Raw genomic sequence first — 22,631 nt, forward strand, 5'->3', positions numbered from 1 at the left:
GCCTGAATGATGGTGCTGGCGCAAACCCTCACATCCGGCCTTCATCGCGGCATCGTTGCATGGAATTTGAAAGCAGATCAGATCATTAGGAGTCCTGCGGAGACCGAAACCTCGATCCGTGATAGCGTTTCTCTGTCGAGCTTCGCGCGGAGGGACGATGAGGAGGCGATTCATCGCCGCGGTGGTCTGTCTTCTGGCGCTGGCGGCAACGGTCTTTACGTTTCGCGCATCGTGGCTCGCGTCGTTCGCAGCGGAACAGAAACCGACGCGCGGCGCCGCCGATGACGCTTCGATCCGGCGCGGCGCCGAACTGGCCGCGCTCGGCGATTGCGCGACGTGTCATACGGCGCCCGGAGGGGCGCCCTTCGCTGGAGGCCGCGCTTTCGCCACGCCGTTCGGTACGCTCTACTCGACGAACATCACCCCGGACGCGCAAACCGGCATCGGCCGCTGGTCGCTGGACCAATTCGGACGGGCGATGCGCGAGGGCGTCGCACCCGATGGTCATCTGCTCTATCCGGCGTTCCCATACCCGCATTTCACGCACATGACCGATGCCAACATCGCATCGGTCTATCGCTTCGTCATGTCACGCCAGGCACTTCACGCTGTCGCGCCGAAGAACCACCTCGCGTTTCCTTTCGAGTTTCGGCCATTGCTTGCGGGCTGGAACCGGCTCTTCGCCCATCGCGCCGCCGAGCCGTCGCTCGTCCCGGCCGACGCGCTGGCGAGACGCGGCAAGTATCTGGTCGACAGCGTGGGTCACTGCGCCGCCTGCCATACGCCGCTGAATGTGCTCGGCGCCGAGAAATCCGGATATGCCTTCGAAGGCGGTGTGATCGAGGGCTGGGAAGCGCCTGCGCTGACGACGCTGCTGCGACGGCCGAAGCCGTGGACCGTCGATCAGCTCGAAGCGTATCTGCGCACTGGCGTTGCGAGCGAGCACGGCGCGGCGGCGGGACCGATGCGGCCCGTGACGGATTCGCTTGGCGCCGCGTCCGCGGACGATATCAGCGCGATGGTCGCCTATTTGATGACGTTGCAAGCCGGCCAGAGCTCGGCGCTATCGCGCACGCAGTCAACGGGATCGGCTTTATCGAGTTCATCGACCGATCGCGCCCGATTGGAAAGAGGCGCGACGCTCTTCGAAGGCGCGTGCGCATCGTGCCATGGCGCTGCCGCTCCGATGTCGACGCTCGGCGATCGCCCCTCGCTCTCGCTCGGCACGGCTGTCAATTCGCAGACTCCGCGCAACGCGATTCGCGTGATCCTCGATGGCATTCCGGGCGGCAATGGAACGCGGGGCCCGTTTATGCCCGCGTTCGCCAAGATGCTCGACGACGCTCAGATCGCCGATGTCGCGGTGTACATGCGTTCGCGTTTCAGCGTCGAGGCGCCGTGGACTCTCGATCGCGCGGACGTCGCCAAGCTTCGCAAGGAGACCGTGAACCCATGATCGAACTGACAGTGAATGGTGAACGCCGCGCGCTCGACATCGACCCTTCGATGCCGCTGCTTTATGCGCTGCGCAACTCACTCGGGCTGAACGGCGCGAAGTTCGGATGCGGCCTGGGCCAGTGCGGCGCATGCACGGTGATCGTCGGCGACGAGCCGGTGTTCTCGTGCTTGCTGCCGGTAGCTAGCGTCGGCGATCGCCATGTCCGAACCATCGAAGGCCTCGGCAGCGCGAGCCATCCGAGCAGGCTGCAAAAAGCATTCATCGACAAGCAGGCGGCGCAATGCGGCTATTGCATAGCGGGCATGGTGATGCGCGCGCAGGCATTGCTCGAACGCGTGCCGTCTCCTACCGACGAGCAGATCCGTGAGCATATGATGGCCAATCTTTGTCGCTGCGGCACGCATATGCGCATTCTCGCGGCGATACGCGAAGCCGGGCGCGCGACATGACGAACCGCTCTTCGCTCGAGAACGCGAGCCGCCGGCATTTTCTGGTGGCAGGCGGCGTGACGGTGGGCTTCTCGCTGTTGCCGCTGGCCCGCGCGCTGGCGCAGACGACGACGGAAGCCGGCACGTTCACCGTGAGCGCGCCGCAACTGCCGGGCAGCTTGAAGTCGACGCCGTCGCTCGATTCGTGGATCAGAATCGACGAGAAGAGCGGCATTACCGTCTTCACGGGCAAGGCTGAGCTCGGCACGGGAATCCGAACCGCATTCATTCAGATCGCCGCCGACGAGCTCGGCGTCCCGCCCGAGCGCATTACGCTGATCACGGCCGATACGGCCGCGACGCCGAACGAAGGCTACACCGCGGGGAGTCATTCGATGGCCGATAGCGGCACGGCGATCGAGAATGCCGCCGCGCAGGTGCGCGCGTTGCTGTTGCAATCGGCTGCGTCGAAGCTTCAGGTCGATGCGGCAACGCTCGACGTCAAGGGCGGCGAGATCGTCTCCGCCGACGGCCGGCGGATATCGTTCGGCGACGCGGTGAGCGGCGTGAATCTGCACCGCAACGCCGAGCCGGGGCAAGCGACGAAGGACCCTCGCGCATTCACCGTCATAGGGCGTTCATTTCCGCGCGTGGACATTCCGGGCAAAGTGACGGGCGGGCCGAGCTACGTGCAGGACATGCGGCTGCCAGGAATGGTGCACGCGCGCGTGGTCCGACCGCCGTCGTACGGGGCGACGCTCGCCTCGGTCGATACGGCTGGAGTCGGCAAGATGCCGGGCGTTATCGCCGTCGTCAAGAACGGCAGCTATCTGGCGGTGGTTGCCGACGACGAATGGCGCGCGATCGTCGCAATGCGCGAGCTCGCCGCGAGCGCGAAGTGGAACGGCGGTCCGCCCTTGCCCGAGCAGGCGACGATCCACGAGACGCTGATGAAGCTGCCGGCGCAGGAGATCGCCGTTGCGGACACGAAAGCCGACGCGCCGCCCGCGGCGAAGACATTGCATGCACGCTTCGAAAAGCCCTATATGACGCACGGCTCGATCGGCCCCTCTTGCGCGATCGCGCAGTTCGACGGGACGCGGCTGACTGTATGGACGCATACGCAAGGCGTTTTCCCCTTGCGCAACGGGCTCGCCGAGATGCTCTCGATGCCGCGGGAACAGGTGCGCTGCGTGCATGTCGAGGGCTCCGGCTGTTACGGCCACAACGGCGCCGACGATGTCGCCGCCGATGCCGCATTGATCGCGCATGCCGTGCCGGGACGGCCCGTGCGCGTGCAATGGATGCGAGAGCAGGAGCATGCTTGGGAGCCGTTCGGGCCCGCGATGGTGACAGACGTGACGGCTTCGCTCGACGCCTCAGGGCAGATCGTCGATTGGCGCTTCGAAATCTGGAGCAACAGCCATAACAACCGCATCGAAAACGCGGGACGGTTGATGCCGACGTGGTTTCTCGAGAAGCCGTTCATGCCGGCGCCGCCGAAGCCGATACCGATGCCCGAGGGTGGTGGCGATCGCAACAGCATTCCGCTCTACCGGATTCCGAACCTACACGTGCAGCACCACTTCCTGCCCGATATGCCGATCCGCGTATCGGCGATGCGCTCGCTCGGCGCTTATCACAACGTTTTTTCGATCGAGAGTTTCGTCGATGAACTCGCCGCCGCTGCCGGCGTCGATCCCGTCGAGTTCAGGCTGCGTCATCTCGACGATGCGCGCGCGCAAGACGTGATCCGGGAAGCGGCGAAGCGTTTCGGCTGGTCGAGGGTGGGGACGCGCGAGCGATGGCACGGGCGGGGCTTCGCGTTCGCGAAATACAAGAACCTGATGGCCTACTGTGCGATTGCGCTGGAGGTGATGGTTGAGCCCGATACCGGTGCGGTGAAGATCGGCCGCGTAGCAAGCGCCATCGATTGCGGTCAGATCGTCAATCCCGACGGCGTGCGCAATCAGGTCGAAGGCGGGATCGTTCAGTCGGCGAGTTGGACGTTGTTCGAGGAGACGACGTTCGACCGGCGCACGATCACGAGCTACGACTGGAGCACTTACCCCATCCTGCGCTTCGATTCGGTGCCCCAATCGATCGAAGTCGATCTGATCGACAGGCCAGGACAACCGTTTCTCGGCGTGGGCGAGGCGTCGCAGGGGCCGATGGCGGCTGCGCTTGCCAACGCCGTGGCCGATGCGACGGGGCAGCGGATTCGCGAGCTGCCGTTATCGCCGCCACGGCTTGCCGCGCGCTTGCGGAACAGCTAGAAGCGCTTCCCAGCAGTAAATCAACGCCGCGTAGGCTCCAATTGGTTTGCAGGTGCATTGAAATAGTGGACGTTGCAATGGCCTTAGGACATTCCCTATAAGGCGTCACCCTTATCGCGGGCCTCCGTCAATGCCTCGCCAGCCAATCCGGCGGCCGCAAACCGTTGTCAGTGCTGGCTTCGCGCGAAGTCTGAATTTCCGCTCGTTTTTTCGGCGAACGCTACATAAAAGCCGAGCATTACCAGAGGTATGGAAAAAGGTGCAGAAAATGTAGCGGGATAGCTCGATTTGGCTTGATACGCTGAGTTCATGCTTTGGACACCCAAACGGATGACAGCATGACTCCGAATCTGACCTTCGCGCCTGACGACATGTTGCCGCCCGGCGCGATCAACGCGGACGCCGCCCCATCGCCGACGCGATCGATCGCGGTCTCCGGGACCGATATTCTCGCCGTACGGCACTTGTCGAAAATCTTCGGCCAGAAGCCCGAGCGTGCCGCCGAGCTGGTCAAGCAAGGACTCGGCCGCGATGAAATCTTCAAGCGCACGGGCAACATGGTGGCGGTCAACGACGTCAGCCTCAATGTCAAGGCGGGCGAGATTTTCGTCATCATGGGCCTCTCCGGCTCCGGGAAATCGACGCTCGTCCGGCTGCTCAACCGCCTGATCGAGCCCACCTCCGGCCAGGTCATTCTCGAAGGGCGCGACATTGCGCCGATGTCGACGCTCGAGTTGCGCGACGTGCGCCGCAAGAAGATGGCGATGGTCTTCCAGTCGTTCGCGCTGCTGCCCAACCGAACGGTGCTCGACAACATTTCATACGGCCTCGAAGTCGCCGGCATGAAGAAGTCCGAGCGCTACGAAATCGCGCAAGCCGCGCTGACAAGGGTGGGCCTAGGCTCGTACGAAAAGCTGCTGCCGGGCGAACTGTCCGGCGGCATGCAGCAGCGCGTCGGCCTGGCGCGGGCATTGGCGGTGAATCCCGCGGTGCTTCTGATGGACGAAGCGTTTTCCGCGCTCGACCCATTGATCCGCTTTGAAATGCAGAGCGAACTGCTGCGGCTGCAGAAGGAAGAGCGGCGCACCATCGTCTTCATTTCGCACGACATCGAAGAGGCCATCAAGATCGGCGGCCGCATCGGCATCATGAAGGATGGCTGTCTGATCCAGGTGGGCACGCCGGCCGAGCTCATCCAGTCGCCGGCAACCGATTACGTGCGCAACTTTTTCCGCCATGTCGACGTTTCGCGCTTTCTGACGGCCGAAAGTCTGCTGAGCCGGGTCGAGCGCGGATTGATTCTATGTGATGTCGGCGCCTCCTCGGAGCGTTACCTCAATCAGCTTATCGATAGCGGCGTGGAATGCGGCTATGTATGCGACGAATCAGGCCGCTATCAGGGCTGTGTGACGCCCGCCTCACTGCACAAGGCCGGCGCGCTCCCCGTCCGCGAAGCGTTACTCCGGGACTTGAAGACGGTCTCGCTCGAGGCCGACCTGCACGAGCTCGCCTCGATTGCCCTCAGCCAGGAACATGACGTGCCGGTCGTCGATGCCGCCGGCAAGCTCGCGGGCATTGTGTCGTGCCGGACGATTCTCAAGCAGGTCATCGAGCGGAGGGGAGCATGAACTCGTCAATCGTCGGAAAGTTTGCCGAGAACGCGGTCAACTTTCTGTTCAATCATTTCCAGGGCGGCTTCAACGCGTTTTCAGCGGGCCTGGGGGCCGTCGTCAAGCTGCTCGAGCAAGGGCTCGGGGCGATCCCGTTCGCCGCGATGCTCATCGCGCTAGTGGCGCTTGCCGTGTGGCGACGCGGCATCGTCTTCGCGGTTTTCGTCGGCGCCGCGCTGCTGCTCATCGACTACATGGGCCTTTGGCCTCAGACGGTCTCGACGCTTGCCCTCGTCGTCGCGGCGACGTGCTTCAGCTTGATCATCGGTGTGCCGCTCGGCATCTGGGGCGCGCGCAACAAGCGCGTCGAATTGGTTCTGCGCTCGCTGCTCGATTTTATGCAGACGATGCCGGCATTCGTCTATTTGATCCCCGCTGTCATCCTGTTCGGCCTGGGCAGAGTGCCGGCCGTCATCGCTACCGTGGTGTTCGCGATGCCTCCCGTCGTGCGTCTCACGACACTCGGCATTCGCCAGGTACGCGAGGAACTGCTGGAAGCAGGGCGCTCGTTCGGCAGCACGGACGCACAACTGCTCTGGAAAATCCAGTTGCCGAACGCGATGCCGTCCATCATGGCCGGCGTGAATCAAACCATCATGATGTCGCTCTCGATGGTGGTCATCGCCTCCATGATCGGCGCGGGCGGCCTGGGCGAGTACGTGCTGAGCGGCATCCAGCGCCTCGATATCGGAATCGGCTTCGAGGGCGGCCTTGGCGTCGTGTTGCTCGCGATCGTGCTGGACCGCTTGACGGAGACGTTCGGCGTGAAGTCGAAGAAGCGGGCGAGACCCATCGCCAAGACGGAGAAGAGCGCGGCAAACGGGACGGCACAGACTTGACGGATCGGCGATCCACCCGGCGTCGTCGACGCGACGGACCTTCGCCGAACCCGGTTCGGCGGACGGCCCGCGGAAGTTGAGCGGCTTGATAGCCGGGGACCTTGAACGAGCGGGAAACCGCATACGCTACGTGGCGGCACCCATGACCTGGTCGAAACGGGTGCAGATAAATAGGAGTCCTAAATGAAAAGCAAGTTGTTGAAATCCATCTTGGCGAACGTCGCGGTATCGGCGGTCGTCGCCTTCGGCCTCAGCGCCGCACCTGCCACGGCGGCCGAGCCGATCAAGATGGCGGTCACTGACTGGGCGGATGTGCTCGCCACGGCAAACGTCGCGAAATACGTGCTGGAGACGAAATTGAACCAACCGGTGAGCTTCGTTAAAGCCGACATCGGCATTCAGTACGAGGGCGTTGCGCGCGGCGACCTCGACATCATGGTGGGGGGATGGCTGCCCGTGACGCACGCGGCGTACTACGCCAAGTACAAGGACCAGATGGACGACGTCGGCGTCATCTATGCCGGCGGCAAGAACGGCTGGGCGGTGCCTGACTATATCCCCGTATCGGAACTGTCGTCGATCTCCGATCTGCAAAAGCCCGACGTGAAGACCAAGCTCGACGGAACGATCCAGGGCATCGGACCCGGTGCCGGCTTGATGCAGGCTTCCGAAAAGACGATCAAGGCCTACGACCTGAACGGCTACAACCTGCAATCGTCGAGCGAGGCTGGGATGCTCGCCGCCGTCTCGCGTGCCAACCAATCGAAACAGTGGGTCGTCGCCACGGTGTGGAGCCCGCATTGGCTCTGGCAGAAGTGGAAGATGCGCTATCTCAAGGATCCGAAGGGAACCCTCGGTGGGGAAGAGCAGGTTCACGCGTTCGCGTCGAAGCAATTCGCGACCAAATTCCCCCGCGCCGACGTGTTTTTCAAGCACTTCAAGCTGACGCTCGCCGACGTCGAGTCGGTCGAGTTCGACGGCAATAGCACCAACGACTATGCGGCCGCGGCGAAGAAATTCGTCGACGCGCATCCGGAGAAGGTGAAAGCCTGGCTGGAGCAGTAGGCCGTCTTTGCATGACCCGCTTCTGAGGATGACTTCCGGGAGTAACCAGTGAACGAACACTCGCGCTTTTTTTCTGACACGCTCCAGAGCCGCGATCCAGTAATCGCATCGGAGATCGCGCTGGAGCTGCGCCGCCAGCAAACCCAGATCGAACTGATCGCTTCCGAGAACATCGTCTCCGCCGCGGTGATGGAAGCGCAAGGGACGGTTCTCACGAACAAGTACGCGGAAGGGTATCCGAGCAAGCGCTACTACGGCGGTTGCGAACATGTCGATCGAATCGAGGCATTGGCCATCGATCGCGTGAAAGCGTTGTTCGAGGCCGAGTACGCCAACGTACAGCCGCATTCGGGCGCGCAGGCCAACGGTGCGGTCATGCTTGCGCTCGTCAAGCCGGGCGACACCGTCATGGGCATGTCGCTCGATGCCGGCGGCCACCTCACGCATGGCGCGCGTCCGGTGCTCTCGGGCAAGTGGTTCAACGCGGTTCAGTATGGCGTGAGCCCCCAAACGTACCGCATCGACTACGACCAGGTCCGCGCTCTCGCGCAAGAGCATCGTCCCAACCTCATCATCGCGGGCTACTCGGCCTATCCGCGGGCGCTCGATTTCGCCGCATTCCGCGACATCGCGGACAGCGTCGGCGCCCTGTTGATGGTCGATATGGCGCATATCGCGGGCATCGTCGCCGCGGGGCGTCACGCGAACCCCGTTGCGTTTGCGGACGTCGTGACATCGACTACGCACAAGACGCTGCGCGGGCCGCGTGGCGGCTTCATCCTCACGAACAACGCGGACATTGCCAAGAAGATCAACTCCGCGGTGTTCCCCGGCTTGCAAGGCGGTCCGCTCATGCATGTGATCGCGGGCAAGGCGGTGGCGTTCGCCGAGGCGCTGCGTCCCGAGTTCACGGCCTACATCGATCAGGTGCTGCACAACGCCGAGGCGCTCGGCAAGGTCCTGCAATCCGGCGGGCTGAACCTCGTCACGGGCGGCACCGACAACCACCTGCTGCTCGTCGACCTTCGGGCCAAGCGGCTCACGGGTACGCAAGCCGAAAAGGCGTTGGAGCGGGCCGGCATCACCTGCAACAAGAACGGCATCCCGTTCGATACGGAAAACCCGACCGTAACCTCCGGCATCCGGCTCGGCACGCCCGCGGGCACGACGCGGGGATTCGGCACGGCTCAGTTCGAGCAGATCGGCGAAATGATTCTCGAGGTCCTGTCGGCACTCGAACGCGAACCCGGCGGAGACGAGCAAGTCGAGCGCGCGGTGCGCAGCCGCGTGCGCGAGCTTAGCGGCCAGTTCCCCATCTACTCGCATGTTGAGGCGTTCGCGTGACGACGTACGGGCGCCACGCCGCAGCCGGTGAGCGCGGTCAGATGACTTGTTTGACGATACTGAAGAGAGATACCGAAATGAGCTTCGAGGGCGTACATACCCCGCTGGTGACACCGTTCAAGGCGGATGGCGAAATCGATCACAATCTGCTCGGCAAGCATGCGGCGGACCTCGCTGGCCGCGTAGCCGGCCTTGGGGTCGGCGGCACAACGGGCGAATACTACGCGTTGAGTTTCGAGGAACGCGTCAAGACGTTCAACACGGTTGCCGAGGCAGCGGGCGGCAAGACGTATTTGACCGCGGGCATCAACGCGACGACGACGAAGGAAGTGATTCGTCTGGGCCAGGAAGCCAAACGGGCCGGCCTGCCTGCCTTACTGGTGGCCGCCCCGTACTACGCCCAGCCCACGCAGGAAGAGCTCCTCAACCACCTGCTCAAGGTGGACGATGCGCTCGACATGCCGATCATGCTTTACAACTTCCCGGCCCGCACGGGCACTGAGATCAGCGATGGCGTGCTTGCAACGTTGCTGGAGCGGCCGAATTTCATCGCGATGAAAGAGAGCACCGGGGACGTTTCCCGTCTGCATCATCTCGCCACGCACTTTAGCGACCGGCTCGTGCTCAGCTGCGGGATGGACGACCAGGCGCTCGAGTTCTTCGCCTGGGGCGCGAAAAGCTGGGTCGGCGGCGCGTCCAACTTCCTGCCCGAAGCGCATACGGCGCTCTTCGATGCGTGCGTGAACAAGGGCGATTTCCAATTGGGCCGCAAGCTGATGGCGCAACTGCTGCCCGTGCTCGAACTGCTCGAGCGCAGCGGGAAATTCATTCAATACGTTCGCTATGGCTGCGAACTGGCGGGCAAGCCCGTCGGGGTCGCCCGCGCACCGCTCGGCACGCTGTCCGACGAAGAGCGCCGCGCGTTCGCGAAGCTCGTCGAACCGCTGCTCGGCAACGCTCGGTAACTTGCACGACCATGAAACTGGATTTTGCGCGGTTTCCCGCCCCGGATGGCGTGAACGGATGGTGGGAGAGCCTCCCGCCGCCCGGGTGCGCCGAGACGGTGTCGTCCGAATACGAATACGACTGGGTCGTCATCGGCGGAGGCATTACGGGGCTCTGCGCCGCCCGGCGCCTCGCTGAATTGGCGCCTGGTGCCTCCGTTGCGCTCGTCGAAGCAGACCGCATCGGCCGCACCACCGCCGGGCGGAACTCGGGTTTCTTCGTCGACCTGCCGCACGACATCAGCAGCGAAAGCTATTCCCGAAGCATCGAAGCGGACAAGGCGGACGTGCGGCTGCAACGTCACGGGATCGACTACGTGCGCTCGGTCGTGCGTCGGCACGGCATTGAATGCGATTGGCGCGACGACGGCAAGTTTCACGCTTCGGTCAACAAGAGAGGACAGGCGGCGCTTGCTCACTTCGCCGAGGGGCTGGAGCGTATCGGTGAGCCGTTCCATTGGCTCGACGAGGCGGCGATCAAGGCCGTCACCGGGAGCGACTTTTATTGCGGCGCGCTGTTCACGCCCGGGTGCAGCACGGTTCAGCCGGCCGCGCTGATGCGCGGCCTCGCGGCGACCTTACCGCGCAACGCGAAGGCGTTTGAAATGAGCGCCGTGAAGTCGATCGACGACCGCGGCGACGCGAAGGTGCTGACTTTCGCCGGCGGCAAGATCACGGCGAAGCGCGTGATTCTCTGCACGAATGCCTATGCGGCGCGATTCGGCGGGCATCCGAACGGCTTGCTGCCCGTCTACACGTTTGCGTCCATGACGCGTGTCATGAACCCGGACGAGGTCAGGAGGCTCGGCGGTACCCCATCGTGGGCGCTGATCCCGGCGGACCCGATGGGCACGACCGTTCGGCGCTTGATTACCGACCGCATTTGCGTTCGCAACCACTTCGCGTTCCGGCCGGGCCTCGAGGTGTCCCAGGCTGATCTCGCCAAGGCGAGGAGCCTGCATCAACGTTCCTTCGACCGACGGTTTCCGATGCTGAAGGGCGTCGAGCTCGAATACACGTGGGGCGGACCTTTGTGTCTGTCCGCGAACAACGGCGCGCTCTTCGGTCGCAGAGGCGACGGCGTTTTCGAAGCCGTCGGCTGCAATGGCCTCGGCCTCAGCAGAGGGTCCGCGTCGGGCAAGCTCATCGCGGAATATGCGCTCGGACAATCGAGCGACCTCGTTCATCAGCTCTTGAATCAGCCGCACCCGCGCTCGTTGCCGGTGCGTCCCATTGCCGACGTGGCGGTGTCCGCGGCGATCTGGGTCAAGGAGTTCACGGCAGGCGCCGAGCTTTAATTTTCGAGGACAAGACAATGACGACTTATCAGGAATGGAAGCAGAAGGCAGAAATGCTGTCGCTCGATGGGCGCGCGTTCATTGCCGGGCAACGGTGCGCGGCGGCTTCGAATGAAACGTTCGGAACGCTGAATCCGTCTACCGGCAAGGTATTGGCCGACATCGCGAAGTGCGAGGCGAAAGACGTCGATCGCGCGGTCGTCGCGGCGAGGGATGCTTTCGAAAGCGGTGTCTGGTCCACGGTCACGCCCGCGCAGAGAAAATCGGTGCTGCTTCGGTTGGCGCAGTTGATCGAGGAAAACGCGGACGAACTGGCGCTGCTCGAAGCGCTCGAGGCCGGCAAGCCGATTGGGGAATGCCTCGGCCTGGATATCCCCGAGTCGGCCGCATGCATCCGCTGGCACGCGGAAGCCACCGACAAGCGCTACGACGCACTATCGCCGTCCGGCCCGAGCGTGGTCAGCATGATCACGCGAGAACCGATCGGCGTCGTGGGTGCGGTGCTGCCGTGGAATTTCCCGGCGTTGATGCTCGCCTGGAAGATCGGCCCGGCGCTTTCCGTCGGCAACAGCGTCATTGTGAAGCCGGCCGAGCAGACGTCGCTTTCGACGCTGCGCATCGCCGATCTCGCGTTCCAAGCCGGCGTGCCCGCCGGGGTCTTCAGTGTCGTCACGGGCTTTGGGGAGGGCGCGGGGCAGGCGATCGGGCTCCACGCCGACATCGACCTTGTGGCATTCACGGGCTCGACCGAAACCGGCAAGCGATTTCTCCGTTACTCGGCCGACACGAACCTCAAGCGGGTCGTATTGGAATGCGGCGGCAAGAACCCGCAGATTGTTTTGCCGGACGTCGCGAATCTCGACCCGGTCGCCGAGAATGCGGTTGCTGCGGCATTCTGGAACATGGGCGAAAACTGCAGCGCGGGTTCGCGCATTCTCGTGCCCGCGAGCAAGAAGGCCGAGATGCTTCAGAAGGTTCAGGCGGTGCTGGAAGGCTGGAAGACCGGCGATCCGCTCGACCCGGACGTGAAGCTCGGTTCGCTGATCGAGAAGCCGCACTATGAGAAGGTGCTCGCTCACATCGAGAAGGCGAAGGCGGAGGGCGCACGCCTCGTATGCGGCGGCAAGGCCACGCTCGGCGAAACCGGCGGGTGGTTCGTCGAGCCGACCATCTTCGACAACGTGACGCCCGAGATGACGATCGCGCGTGAAGAGGTGTTCGGCCCGGTCCTCTGCTTCATCGAGTACGACGATATCGAAGATGCGGTCCGGATCGCCAATGACACTTGCTACGGGCTCGCTGCATCATTGTGGACGGACAACGTCAATCATGCGCACAAAATCGCGGCGCGAATCCGGGCCGGCACGGTCACGGTAAATTGCTTCGGCGAAGGCGATCTGTCCACGCCGTTCGGCGGCTTCAAGCAATCGGGATTCGGCGGCCGCGATAAATCGGTCTACGCGCATGATCAGTACTGCGAACTGAAGACTACCTGGTTGAAGCTCGATTGATCGCGCGCAGAACGCTGAAGACCCCCAGGCGTGCCTCTCTTGCCAGTGGGCGGGGCAGCTAGCACACTACTCTTGTGTGAGCCGCTTACGGCCGGCCCGGCCCGAGGCCGGGCGTCGTCACGGGCCGCGCGGCGACAGCGGCCGACGGGCCCGCGATCGTAACGGATCAGAGGTATCCGCCTGGAAGGTGATAGCCATGCAAAAGAAGCAGTTGTTTGCGGACCGACTTCTCGCCCAGATGCCGTCATTGCGGGCGCTGAGGTGCTTTGTCACCGCGGCGCGATACGAGAGCTTCACGCAGGCGGCCGAGGTGCTCTGCGTGACACAGGCGGCAATCAGCAGACAGATCAAGGAGCTCGAGGATTCGCTCGACGTCGCGTTGTTCGAGCGCACCGGCAGGCACATTTCGTTGACCGATGCAGGACGCATTCTCTACAACGCGTCGTATCTCTCGATCATGAACATCGCGGAAGCGGCCGAGGCCGTCCGCCGCTCGGACAAGCAGGCGTTGACGATCTGCGTCTCGCACACCTTCTCCGCGTTGTGGCTGTCGTTCAGGCTGCCGGCGTTCCGCAAGCGGTTTCCGGATATCCGCTTGCACGTGATGGTGACCGAGCATTTCATGGAGCTCGACGAGCTCATGGAGCCCGACGTCATCATCACGAAGAACCCTCCGCGCGAAGCGGAATACGAGGTCGAGCCGCTATTCCACGACGTCGTCTATCCTGTCTGCAGCCAGCCGTTTTATGAGCGGCATTTTCATGGCAGATCGTTGAAGCCGCTGGACCTGCTCACGCATCCCACGTTGAACCTCTCGTTGCTGGGGCGGGCGCAGGTTTGCGAGCACGTCGATTGGCGCGTGTGGCGAAACTGGTTTCAGCCCAGCGACGGCTCGGATCGGCTCGTGGAGAACGAGCATTTGGAGAGCAACGACTATCGGTTGCTCGTCGCTCAGGCCGAAGCGGGCGAAGGCACCCTGCTGGGCTGGCATCACCTCGTGCACCGTCAAGTGGAGCAGGGACGCCTGCTGAGGCCCGTCCAGGATGCCCTAGTCTTCCACGACCGTCATCACTATCTGATCACGCACCGGAACGCGAAGCTTCGGCCCGAGTATCTGCAGTTTCGCGAGTGGCTCGCCGAGGAAGTCGGGGCGATGATGCGCGAATGGCGCGGCGCGGAAGCCGTCACGGAGAAGTGACGGCGCCTGCGCCGGAATGCTCGAATCACGGCGCCCAGTGGCCCTCTACCCACACCCAACCGGGGCCGCGTGCAGCCCAGTGTCCGGGCACCCAGTGGTAGCCGATGCGTTCGGCTTGCCAATGCCCTGGCTCCCAAACGTATGCACCGTGCTCCCAGCGCCAGTGTCCCGCTACCCAGACATAGCCCGTGCGCGGCGGCGGAGCGACTTCGACGCGAGGCGCCGGCGGCGCCGTGCGGACCACGGCAGGTTCGGGTTCGGCGACCACGCACGCCGATAGACTGGCAGATAGCAGCATGACGCCGACGAGGCCTGCGGCGGCACGAACGAGGTTTTGCCGGCGTGCATGCGTTTTGGCGGGCTTGCCGCCATTGATGGATCGCATTTTCATATTTGCAAGCATCTTCGATTGGTGATTGGTTGACCGTCCCTGACATCGCGATGGCGCTTTGGAAGATTGTCCCCGAAACGCATCCCGTAGGTGTTAAACGGCTTACCCACGGATTTCCGTCGCAGCGGGCGCAAGGTTTTTGCACCCATAAAGCAGTTTTGCCGTCTCGCCGACCGCGTAAAGCAGACGACGGAATCGCTTGGGTCGTGATGCTGGAAAAGCGCCCCTAATGAACAGCCTGCGCTGACGAAGTTCCGTCCGCGGCGCGTCCCGGCTGCCCGCTCGAAGCCATGCCGGCGTCGGCGGGCAGCTTCTCATCCCACCCTCCGCCGAGCGCTTTCACGAGCGCGACCGAAAACGCCATCTGTTGGCCATGGATCTGCACCTCCTGGCGCTGGCTCGTCAGCAGCGACTGCTGCGCATCGATCACGTTGAGATAAGCGACGAGTCCGCCCGAGTAGCGATCGTTCGCGAGCGACAGCAGTCTTTGCGCATCGACGACGGCCGCATGGGCCTGCTTCGACGCGACATCGAGGACCGAGAGACCCGTGACGCCGTCCTGGACCTGTTGGAACGCGTTCAGCACCGTCTGTCGATAGGTGGCTTCGGCCGCGCGATACCCCTCGCTTGCGAAGTTCAGATTCGCGTTACGCCGGCCGCCATCGAAGACGACCTGACTTAACGACGCACCGAGCGTCCACATGAGACTCGGCGCGGTAAAGAGGCTCGAGAACGCCGTCGATTCCCAACCGATGCTCGGCGAGAGAACGAGGCTCGGAAAGAACGCCGCCTTCGCGACGCCGATTTGCGCATTGGCTGCGGCCATCGCGCGTTCGGCCGAAGCGATGTCGGGCCGCCGCTGCAACAGTTCGCTCGGAACGCCGACGGAAATCGACGGCACCTTCGTTTCGACGATCTCGGGCGCAATCGAAAACTCGGGCGCCGGCGTACCGATCAGCGCGGCGATCGCGTGCTCGTCCTGCGCGCGTTGATTGAGCAGCAGCGTTGCCTGCGTCCGTGTCGCGTCGAGCTGCGCCTGTTGCTGATAGAGATCGAGTCCGGACACGGAGCCGAGCTCATGCTCGGCTTTCACGAAATCGAGCGCCCTCTCTTGCAGTCGGACCGATTGGTTCAATACGTCGATCTCGGCGTCGAGCTCGCGCAAGGCGTAGTAGTCGGTGGCAAGCTCTGTCGTCAGAACGAGGCGTGCATTGGCCAGGTCGTCGGCCGCTTGTTGCGCCGAGGCTTTCGCGCTCTCCACTTCGCGGCGGATGCGGCCGAAGAGGTCCGTGTCGTAACTGACTGTCGGCTGCACGAGGACTTCGTTTTGCACCGTGGACTGGTTCGGTGTCGTGTAGCTGAGCCTGGGCCTGTCCTTCGAGACTTTCTGGCGAGCGAGCGCGCCGGAAAGATCGAGCTCGGGCAGGCGTTGCGCCGAGTTGAAGGCAAGCGTCGCCTTCGCCTGCTCGTAGTGCGCACTCGCGGCGGCGAGCGTCTGGTTTTGCGCAAGCGCCTCCTTTTCGAGCGCGTCGAGCTTCGCGTCGTCGAACTGTCTCCACCAGTCGAGCGTGAGCGGGGCATGCGAGGGCACCGCCAGTTGCCAATTCGAATCAGTTCGCCAGGCCGCGGGCGCTTCGACCTCGGGGCGTTTGTAATCGGGCCCCACGGTGCAAGCCGACAATAAAACGGCAACGGCGGCCGCGGGCCAGGCGCAAGCGAGACGGCGCGAGCGCATCAGGAGAGCCCCTTGTCCGCGGTCTTCGACATGACCTGCACGTGATCGCCGTCGGCGATCGAATCGCTCGGATTGACGATGATCCGGTCGTTCGGCTCGATGCCGCTTTCGATTTCGAGCGACTGGCCGAGATCCTGTGCGATCGTGACCGCGCGCAAATGGACGACGCCGTTGGCGTCGACGACTGCAAGACGCGGCCCCTCCGAGCGAAACAACAGTGCGTTGTCGGGCACGAGCAGATGCGAATGCAGTGCCTGGGGTAACGCGACTTGCACGTAAGCGCCGGGCCGCAGTTTGTCGTCGGCATTCGGCAGCGTGACTTCGAGTTGCAGCGACCGCGTCGGCACGTCGATGGCGCCCGAGATATGCGTGATCGTTCCGCGGAACGACTGGCCGGGCAACTCGGCTTGCGTGACGGCGACGGGCATGCCGACTTTGACGTTTTGCGAGTAGGCCTGCGGCAACTGCACATACACGCGCAGCGTCTTCGATTGGGCAAGCGCGAAAAGTGCACGACTGCTGCCGCTGCCCGCATCGATGAGATCGCCGACATCGACATTGCGCTGTGTGACGACACCGTCGAACGGTGCCACGATGCGCTTGAACGATTCGAGCTGTTGGAGGCGCTTCACGTTCGCCTCCGCGGCGGCCAGATTAGCGAGATCCTGGTGGTAGGTGCCTTGCCGGTCGTCGAGCTCCTGCTGCGAGACAGCATCGCGTTGCCGCAATTGCTGCCAGCGCTCGAACGACGTCTTCGCCAATGCGAGGCTCGCGCTCGCCTGTTGGCGTTGCGCGATGGCCTGGGCCAGTTCCTGATCGATCTCGGGCGTGTCGAGATCGGCGAGCAACTGCCCTTGCTTGACGTGCGCGCCGATGTCGACATACCAATGCAGCAAATAGCCCGTCGCTCGCGCATAAATCGGCGATTCGACAAAGCCGCGCAGCGTGCCCGGCAAAAGCATGTCGCCGGCACCGTCCGCGATTTTCGGCGTGACGACGTTGACATACTGCTTCGCATTCTGCGCGGTGGCGTTCGCCGTGGCGCGCTCGTTTACGATGTTCGCGACGACGGTACGCAGCGCACCCGCGGCGAGCAGAACCAGCACGACGACGGTCGCGATTTTTGCGCGCCGCCAGATGCGATCACGCGGCGGCAGCATGTGACCGCTTCCGTCTTCTCGTGCCGGAATGGCCAAGGGGGCGTGAGTTTCTTCAGTCATGTCAGCTGGACCTGGATGGGGGCTTCACGTATTTCATCGATCAATCGGCCTCCTCTTCGGCCGCGGCCTGTCGGGCGTGGCGCCGCGCGAGACGGCCGTGAATGCCCGCGAAGAGAAGCGGAACGAACAGGAGCGTCGAAACGGTCGCGAACAATAGGCCGCCGATGACGGCGCGGCCGAGCGGCGCGTTCTGCTCGGCGCCTTCGCCAAGACCCAGCGCCATCGGCACCATGCCGATGATCATCGCGCAGGCCGTCATCAACACGGGACGAATACGGCTGGCTCCGGCCTCGAGCGCGGCGGTGAGCGGCGGCGCACCGGCCGTGAGTCGCTGGCGCGCGAAGGAGACCATCAGGATACTGTTCGCCGTGGCGACCCCCATCGTCATGATGGCGCCCGTCAATGCGGGTACGGACATATGCGTGCCCGTCAGGAACAGCATCCAGACGATGCCCGCGAGCGCCGCCGGCAACGCGCTCACGATGATGAGCGGATCGAGCCAGGACTGGAAATTGACGACGATGAGCAGATAAACGAGCACGATCGCCATCGCGACGCCAATGCCGAGCCCGAGGTAGGACCGCTGCATCGTCTCCACTTGGCCGCGCACGACGATCTGGCTCCCGCGCGGCAGCGTGGCCCTCGCTTGCTCGACGAGCTGGTCGATTTGCCTCGCGACGCTGCCGAGATCGCGGCCCTCGACGCTCACGAGCAAATCGACGACGGGCCTGATGTTGTAGTGCGTGACCAAGGCGAATTGATTGCCGGGCTGCACCTGAACGAGGTTGCCGAGCAGTTGCGGCGTGCCGGAGGCGGCGGGCGACGCTCCGCGTGCGGCGACGGGCGTGCGCAGCAACGCGTCCACCGACGTCACGTCGTATTGCGGCGTCCGCACGGAAAGCTGGTACTCCACGCCGTTTCGCGGGTTGAACCAAAAACCGGGTGACGTCTGCGTGCTGCCGGCCAGCGAGATGAGCACATTCTGCGCAACGTCGTTCGCGCTCAGATTCAGTTGCTGCAGCCGCGTGCGGTCCATTTGCAAATGAATCGTCGGCTCGTCGAACTTCTGCTGAATGTGCGTATCGACCGTGCCGCGAATCATGCGCACCTGTTTCATCAGCTTGCTCGCGGCATCGAAGTTCGCGGTCTGGTTGGCGCCGGCGATCTGGACGTCGATTGCCGCGGGCAAGCCGAAGTTCAGAATCTGCGTAACGATGTCGGCGGGCTGAAAGTAAAACTCGACGCCTGGGAAGCGCTGCGGCAGGACCGCGCGCAGCTTGTCGATATAGGTTTGTGTCCGCTCGTGATCGGGCTTCAGCGCGATCTGGATATCGCCGTCGAGCGTGCCGATCGTCCCTGCGTTGCTATAGGAGAGGTTGATGCCGCTATAAGGCAAGCCGAGGTTGTCGAGGGTCGTGCCAAGGTCGCGTGGCGGCACGACGGTGCGAATCACTTTTTCGACATCGTCGGCGAGCCGGGCCGTTTCCTCGATCCGCGTGCCGGTCGGCGCGCGCATGTGCAGCCGGATGTCGCCCGCATCCACACTCGGGAAGAAATCGGCGCCGAGCACGAACGCAAGGCCGAGCGATGCCACGCAAAAGGCGAGGAACGATATGACGAACAGGCGCCGCCTCACCAGCAACGTACTCAGAAGGACGATATAGGCGGCGCGCATGCGCTCGAACGCGCCCTCGAAGGCGTGATGCGATCGCATGAACAGATTCGGTCGTGCGCCGCTCTTGGGCTTGTGTGCGTGGCCCATCAGCAGCATGGCCATCGTCGGCACGAGCGTGCGCGAAAGAATGTACGACGCGAGCATCGCGAAGACGACGGCCTCCGCCAGCGGGACGAACAGATACCGCGCCACGCCCGTCAGGAAGAACATCGGCACGAACACGATACAGATACAGAGCGTCGAGACGAACGCCGGCACGGCGATCTCGCCGGCACCGTCGAGGATCGCGTCATGCAGATTCGTACCCAGGCGCAAATGCCGCTCGATGTTCTCGATCGTGACGGTCGCGTCGTCGACGAGAATCCCGACGGCGAGCGCGAGGCCGCCGAGCGTCATGATGTTGATCGTTTGGCCCAGCGCGTGCAGTGCAAGCAGCGAAGAAAGAATCGACAACGGAATCGAGATCGCGATGATGCAGGTGCTGCGCCAATTGCCGAGGAAGAGCAGGATCATCGCGGCCGTGAGCGCGGCCGCAATCACCGCTTCGCGGGCGACGCCCGTGATCGCCGCTTTGACGTAGAGAGATTGATCGAACAACGCCCTGATCGTCAGCTCGCGCGGCAGCGTCGTCTCGGCGACAGGCAGTAACCGGTGAACGGCGTTGACGACCGACAGCGTGGAAGCATTGCCCGCTTTCAGAATCGAAAGCAGCACGCCGCGCCGGCCATCCTGCCGCACGATATTGGTCTGCGGCGAGTAGCCGTCACGCACGTGCGCCACCTCGCGCAGATACGTGGTCGCGCCGTTGACCGTGCGCACGGGCAGATCGTTGAGCCCGGCGATCGTCGCGGGCGAGCCGTTCATGTCGACCGTGTATTCGCGAGGGCCGATTTTTGCGGTGCCCGTCGGGAGAATCAGGTTCTGCGCATTGACGGCGTTGACGACGTCGAGCGGTGTCAGCCCCTTCGCGAGCAGGGCGCGCGGATCGATATCGACGGAAACAAGCCGCGACTTGCCTCCATAGGGATACGGCACCTGCGCCCCGGGAATCGTGATGATCTGCGGGCGCAGGAAGTTCAGCGCGGTGTCGTTGAGATCCTGCTCGGACAGCGTGTCGCTCGAAAGCCCGAGCTGGATCACCGGAATCGACGAGGCCGAATAGCTGATGATGAGTGGCGGCGTCGCACCCGGCGGCATTTGCCTCAACTGCGTCTGCTCGACCGCGACTGTTTGCGCGATCGCAGTCTGGATGCTCGCGTTAGGTTGCAGAAACAGCTTGATGATCGCGATGCCGGCCAACGACTGCGACTCGATATGCTCGATGTCGTTGACGGTGGTGGTTAGGCTGCGCTCGTTCACCGACGTCATGCGGTTGGCCATCTCCTGAGCGGAAAGGCCCTGGTAATTCCAGATGATGCTGATGACCGGGATATCGATGTTCGGCAGGATATCGATCGGCGTCGTCAGCAACGAGAACGGGGTCGCCAGCACGATGAGGATGGCCATCACGATGAACGTGTAGGGCCGCTTGAGGGCAACGTTGACGATCCACATGCGAAAACACGCCGAAATGTTGCAGAGGAGAAGGTGGAATGTAGTCGAACGCGGTGAAAAAAGTGAATTCCTCCCCGCCACAATGACGAATCGTCGGGCGGGAAACGATTACGAATCGTTACGACTACTCCAACGTTGCGAGTCGTCCGAGCGTGGCGGCTCGACAGGATAGGCTTCGGGGGCGCTCGCGCGGCGGTGGGCGGGGCGCGGTGTTCGGTGGCAGAATCGCTGGTGCCCTCTCATGAAGCGATGATACGCGTTCCCCGACTACCGTTGTTCTCGAAGCGATGTCTTCTTCCAGGAAAGGAGGAGTTGGAATGAGCACCTACGTAATCGCCACGATCGTTCCCAAGGCCGAGCATGCCGCGGACCTCGAAGCTGCACTGCGGCAAATGGTACCCGTGACGCGCAAAGAGCCCGGCAACCGTCGGTATGACCTCTTTCGCGAGACGCGCGAGGGCAAAGGGCCGGCCTTGCATCTCTATGAGATCTACGTCGACCGGGCCGCGTTCGACGCGCATCTCGCGAGCGAGCACTTTCAGGCGTTGAAGGCGAAGATGGGAGACTGGATCGCCGAGCCGCCGCAGATCAGAGTCGTGGAGGAAATCGACGTAGCGTCGTAGCCGGCGGTCCGGCAAGCCGCCTTTCTATTTGCTTTCGCCTTGCTTTCCCTCAGGCGAAAGTGTCGGCGCATCGCGTGACCGAGGCCGCCTGCCGATGCGCCGACGCATCGGGCTACCTTCCGTGCCAGCCGCCCCCGAAGCCCACGCCTACCGATACGCTCGGCGCGTAGTAAGCGGGTGCGGCGTAATAGCCGTATGCGGGATAGGCTGGCGCGTATCCGTACGGGGGAGCGACGACACAGCCGGCTAGGCCGCCGGCCAGGGCAATGACTGCGAGCAGCCTGATCACGATTTTTCTCTCCGTCGTCGAATTCCCAACGTCAAAAAAGCGCCCGCCTTGCGCGTTGTGAGGAGGGCCGAGCTGGAGTGGGTAAGAAAGGCCTCACCATGGAGGCAAGCCCAGTGTAGGCGCGCCGATCGCGGTTTCGATTGCGACGGCGTTAACACGTGTTACGCGGCGTCACAGCAACCCATAGGGCTTACATATCGTTGCAGAACAAACGAAACGAGACCATCAGCTCGAAAGGGAAACCGTGGCGATGTCTTCCGAAATGACGACGCGGGCGCCGAACGGGGGACGATCGAGCCGGCCCCTGGCGACGCGAAAATGTAACGGCCGCTGACAGGCGCCGCCGCCTGCATGGCGGGCGCGATTCGGCCCCTCAACCCCGCGACGGCGCGCTCGTGGCGTCGCAGGCTTTGGCCGCCCATGGCTGCATCCGATGAAATGAGCGCTTACAAGTCGGCACATGTTCGCGCGCCGGTCCTCGATACATTGGTTCTCAGGCGGAGGCGGGAACGTCTTCCACGATCGGTCCTGCCGCCATCGAATATGAACCGAATGTAGGAGGTAAGTATGAAAGCCCGTTCGATTTTTGCTCGCACGGCTCTCGCGGTCGCGCTGGTAGGCGGTTCGTTTATCGCCGCGGAAACGGCATCCGCACAAGAACGCCCGCAGCGTGTCCCATATGGCGAGGCGCATCTGATGCCGGTGGACGTCAATGTCAGCATCGGCATGCACGGCGATCGCTATTGGGATGGTCATCGCTACTGGGAGCATGACGAGTGGGCGCACCGTCACCCGCACGATCGCGATCCTTGGCATCGCGACGACGATCGCCGTCCGCATCCTCGGGAAGACGAGCCGCATCGTTATTGACCCTATCGCCATCCGCCGTCGCTTGACCGTTTGACCTTCGAGTCCGGTGATCGACGGCGTGGCCTTGGGCCGGCTGCCGGAACAGGCAGCCGGCTTTTTTTCTGGCCGGCTCGATTTTTCGTAGAATTCGCCTTTGCGATGGCGGCATGACATTGCACGGCGCGCTGAGAGACGCGCCGCCG

18 protein-coding genes are annotated in these 22,631 nt (G+C 63.4%); 13 read left to right on the top strand and 5 right to left on the bottom strand.

Annotation, left to right across the window (positions count from 1 at the left end; all coding sequences use genetic code 11):
- Positions 1 to 157: 157 nt before the first annotated feature.
- The 11 genes from B0G57_RS15100 to B0G57_RS15150 all read left to right on the top strand — a co-directional run bounded on the left by B0G57_RS15100 (position 158) and on the right by B0G57_RS15150 (position 14,092).
- Positions 158 to 1,456 (top strand): c-type cytochrome, encoded by a 1,299-nt coding sequence (locus B0G57_RS15100; RefSeq protein ID WP_018441160.1) that lies wholly within the window; start codon positions 158 to 160, stop codon positions 1,454 to 1,456.
- Positions 1,453 to 1,908 carry a (2Fe-2S)-binding protein gene (locus B0G57_RS15105; RefSeq protein ID WP_018441159.1) on the top strand — a complete coding sequence of 152 codons (456 nt, stop codon included), beginning with the start codon at positions 1,453 to 1,455 and terminating at the stop codon, positions 1,906 to 1,908. The genes B0G57_RS15100 and B0G57_RS15105 overlap by 4 nt, the downstream gene beginning before the upstream one ends.
- Complete coding sequence (locus B0G57_RS15110) at positions 1,905 to 4,163, top strand: xanthine dehydrogenase family protein molybdopterin-binding subunit (protein ID WP_018441158.1); 2,259 nt, start codon at positions 1,905 to 1,907, stop codon at positions 4,161 to 4,163. Before B0G57_RS15105 ends, B0G57_RS15110 begins: the two co-directional genes overlap by 4 nt.
- A 338-nt stretch (positions 4,164 to 4,501) precedes the next feature.
- Positions 4,502 to 5,791, top strand: coding sequence for a quaternary amine ABC transporter ATP-binding protein (locus B0G57_RS15115; protein ID WP_018441157.1), 1,290 nt, complete (start codon positions 4,502 to 4,504; stop codon positions 5,789 to 5,791).
- A complete protein-coding gene (locus B0G57_RS15120) occupies positions 5,788 to 6,672 on the top strand; it encodes an ABC transporter permease (RefSeq protein WP_018441156.1) in 885 nt (294 codons plus the stop codon). The genes B0G57_RS15115 and B0G57_RS15120 overlap by 4 nt, the downstream gene beginning before the upstream one ends.
- Before the next feature lie 183 nt (positions 6,673 to 6,855).
- On the top strand, positions 6,856 to 7,737 hold the full coding sequence (locus B0G57_RS15125; protein WP_018441155.1) for a glycine betaine ABC transporter substrate-binding protein: 882 nt from the start codon (positions 6,856 to 6,858) through the stop codon (positions 7,735 to 7,737).
- A gap of 48 nt (positions 7,738 to 7,785) precedes the next feature.
- A complete protein-coding gene (gene glyA, locus B0G57_RS15130) occupies positions 7,786 to 9,081 on the top strand; it encodes a serine hydroxymethyltransferase (protein WP_018441154.1) in 1,296 nt (431 codons plus the stop codon).
- Positions 9,082 to 9,158: 77 nt separating this feature from the next.
- Positions 9,159 to 10,046, top strand: coding sequence for a dihydrodipicolinate synthase family protein (locus B0G57_RS15135; RefSeq protein WP_018441153.1), 888 nt, complete (start codon positions 9,159 to 9,161; stop codon positions 10,044 to 10,046).
- Between the two features lie 11 nt (positions 10,047 to 10,057).
- Positions 10,058 to 11,383, top strand: a complete 1,326-nt coding sequence (locus B0G57_RS15140) for an NAD(P)/FAD-dependent oxidoreductase (protein WP_018441152.1) — start codon at positions 10,058 to 10,060, stop codon at positions 11,381 to 11,383.
- Between the two features lie 17 nt (positions 11,384 to 11,400).
- Positions 11,401 to 12,894: an aldehyde dehydrogenase gene (locus B0G57_RS15145; RefSeq protein WP_018441151.1), complete on the top strand. Its 1,494-nt coding sequence runs from the start codon at positions 11,401 to 11,403 to the stop codon at positions 12,892 to 12,894.
- 196 nt (positions 12,895 to 13,090) lie between these two features.
- Positions 13,091 to 14,092, top strand: a complete 1,002-nt coding sequence (locus B0G57_RS15150; protein WP_018441150.1) for a LysR substrate-binding domain-containing protein — start codon at positions 13,091 to 13,093, stop codon at positions 14,090 to 14,092.
- A gap of 25 nt (positions 14,093 to 14,117) precedes the next feature.
- Here B0G57_RS15150 and B0G57_RS15155 read toward each other — a convergent pair whose 3' ends face one another.
- The 4 genes from B0G57_RS15155 to B0G57_RS15170 all read right to left on the bottom strand — a co-directional run bounded on the left by B0G57_RS15155 (position 14,118) and on the right by B0G57_RS15170 (position 20,667).
- Complete coding sequence (locus tag B0G57_RS15155) at positions 14,118 to 14,483, bottom strand: YXWGXW repeat-containing protein (protein WP_018441149.1); 366 nt, start codon at positions 14,481 to 14,483, stop codon at positions 14,118 to 14,120.
- A 226-nt stretch (positions 14,484 to 14,709) separates the two neighbouring features.
- Complete coding sequence (locus B0G57_RS15160) at positions 14,710 to 16,218, bottom strand: efflux transporter outer membrane subunit (RefSeq protein ID WP_018441148.1); 1,509 nt, start codon at positions 16,216 to 16,218, stop codon at positions 14,710 to 14,712.
- A complete protein-coding gene (locus B0G57_RS15165; RefSeq protein WP_026229756.1) occupies positions 16,218 to 17,438 on the bottom strand; it encodes an efflux RND transporter periplasmic adaptor subunit in 1,221 nt (406 codons plus the stop codon). The genes B0G57_RS15160 and B0G57_RS15165 overlap by 1 nt, the downstream gene beginning before the upstream one ends.
- Positions 17,439 to 17,478: 40 nt before the next feature.
- Entirely contained in the window at positions 17,479 to 20,667 is a 3,189-nt protein-coding gene (locus B0G57_RS15170; RefSeq protein ID WP_018441146.1) for an efflux RND transporter permease subunit, read from the bottom strand.
- Positions 20,668 to 20,984: 317 nt separating this feature from the next.
- Between B0G57_RS15170 and B0G57_RS15175 the strand changes: the two genes are divergently transcribed.
- A complete protein-coding gene (locus B0G57_RS15175) occupies positions 20,985 to 21,290 on the top strand; it encodes a putative quinol monooxygenase (RefSeq protein ID WP_018441145.1) in 306 nt (101 codons plus the stop codon).
- A gap of 112 nt (positions 21,291 to 21,402) precedes the next feature.
- Here the strand turns inward: B0G57_RS15175 and B0G57_RS31365 are convergent, their stop codons facing one another.
- Positions 21,403 to 21,579: a hypothetical protein gene (locus tag B0G57_RS31365; RefSeq protein ID WP_181321752.1), complete on the bottom strand. Its 177-nt coding sequence runs from the start codon at positions 21,577 to 21,579 to the stop codon at positions 21,403 to 21,405.
- Positions 21,580 to 22,146: 567 nt separating this feature from the next.
- Between B0G57_RS31365 and B0G57_RS15180 the strand changes: the two genes are divergently transcribed.
- Entirely contained in the window at positions 22,147 to 22,449 is a 303-nt protein-coding gene (locus tag B0G57_RS15180) for a hypothetical protein (protein ID WP_018441144.1), read from the top strand.
- The last annotated feature ends 182 nt before the right edge of the window (positions 22,450 to 22,631 follow it).

Origin of the sequence: Trinickia symbiotica, from assembly GCF_002934455.1 — a bacterium.
GTDB classification, from domain to species: Bacteria; Pseudomonadota; Gammaproteobacteria; order Burkholderiales; family Burkholderiaceae; genus Trinickia; species Trinickia symbiotica.

Coding starts and splice junctions, on each gene's coding strand:
- B0G57_RS15120 (WP_018441156.1), top strand. CDS start 5,788: ATGAACTCGTCAATCGTCGGAAAGTTTGCCGAGAACGCGGTCAACTTT.
- B0G57_RS15145 (WP_018441151.1), top strand. CDS start 11,401: ATGACGACTTATCAGGAATGGAAGCAGAAGGCAGAAATGCTGTCGCTC.
- B0G57_RS15105 (WP_018441159.1), top strand. CDS start 1,453: ATGATCGAACTGACAGTGAATGGTGAACGCCGCGCGCTCGACATCGAC.
- B0G57_RS15170 (WP_018441146.1), bottom strand. CDS start 20,667: ATGTGGATCGTCAACGTTGCCCTCAAGCGGCCCTACACGTTCATCGTG.
- B0G57_RS15125 (WP_018441155.1), top strand. CDS start 6,856: ATGAAAAGCAAGTTGTTGAAATCCATCTTGGCGAACGTCGCGGTATCG.
- B0G57_RS15165 (WP_026229756.1), bottom strand. CDS start 17,438: ATGACTGAAGAAACTCACGCCCCCTTGGCCATTCCGGCACGAGAAGAC.
- B0G57_RS15160 (WP_018441148.1), bottom strand. CDS start 16,218: ATGCGCTCGCGCCGTCTCGCTTGCGCCTGGCCCGCGGCCGCCGTTGCC.
- B0G57_RS15175 (WP_018441145.1), top strand. CDS start 20,985: ATGAGCACCTACGTAATCGCCACGATCGTTCCCAAGGCCGAGCATGCC.
- B0G57_RS15180 (WP_018441144.1), top strand. CDS start 22,147: ATGAAAGCCCGTTCGATTTTTGCTCGCACGGCTCTCGCGGTCGCGCTG.
- B0G57_RS15155 (WP_018441149.1), bottom strand. CDS start 14,483: ATGAAAATGCGATCCATCAATGGCGGCAAGCCCGCCAAAACGCATGCA.
- B0G57_RS15100 (WP_018441160.1), top strand. CDS start 158: ATGAGGAGGCGATTCATCGCCGCGGTGGTCTGTCTTCTGGCGCTGGCG.
- B0G57_RS15150 (WP_018441150.1), top strand. CDS start 13,091: ATGCAAAAGAAGCAGTTGTTTGCGGACCGACTTCTCGCCCAGATGCCG.
- B0G57_RS15115 (WP_018441157.1), top strand. CDS start 4,502: ATGACTCCGAATCTGACCTTCGCGCCTGACGACATGTTGCCGCCCGGC.
- B0G57_RS15110 (WP_018441158.1), top strand. CDS start 1,905: ATGACGAACCGCTCTTCGCTCGAGAACGCGAGCCGCCGGCATTTTCTG.
- B0G57_RS15135 (WP_018441153.1), top strand. CDS start 9,159: ATGAGCTTCGAGGGCGTACATACCCCGCTGGTGACACCGTTCAAGGCG.
- B0G57_RS15140 (WP_018441152.1), top strand. CDS start 10,058: ATGAAACTGGATTTTGCGCGGTTTCCCGCCCCGGATGGCGTGAACGGA.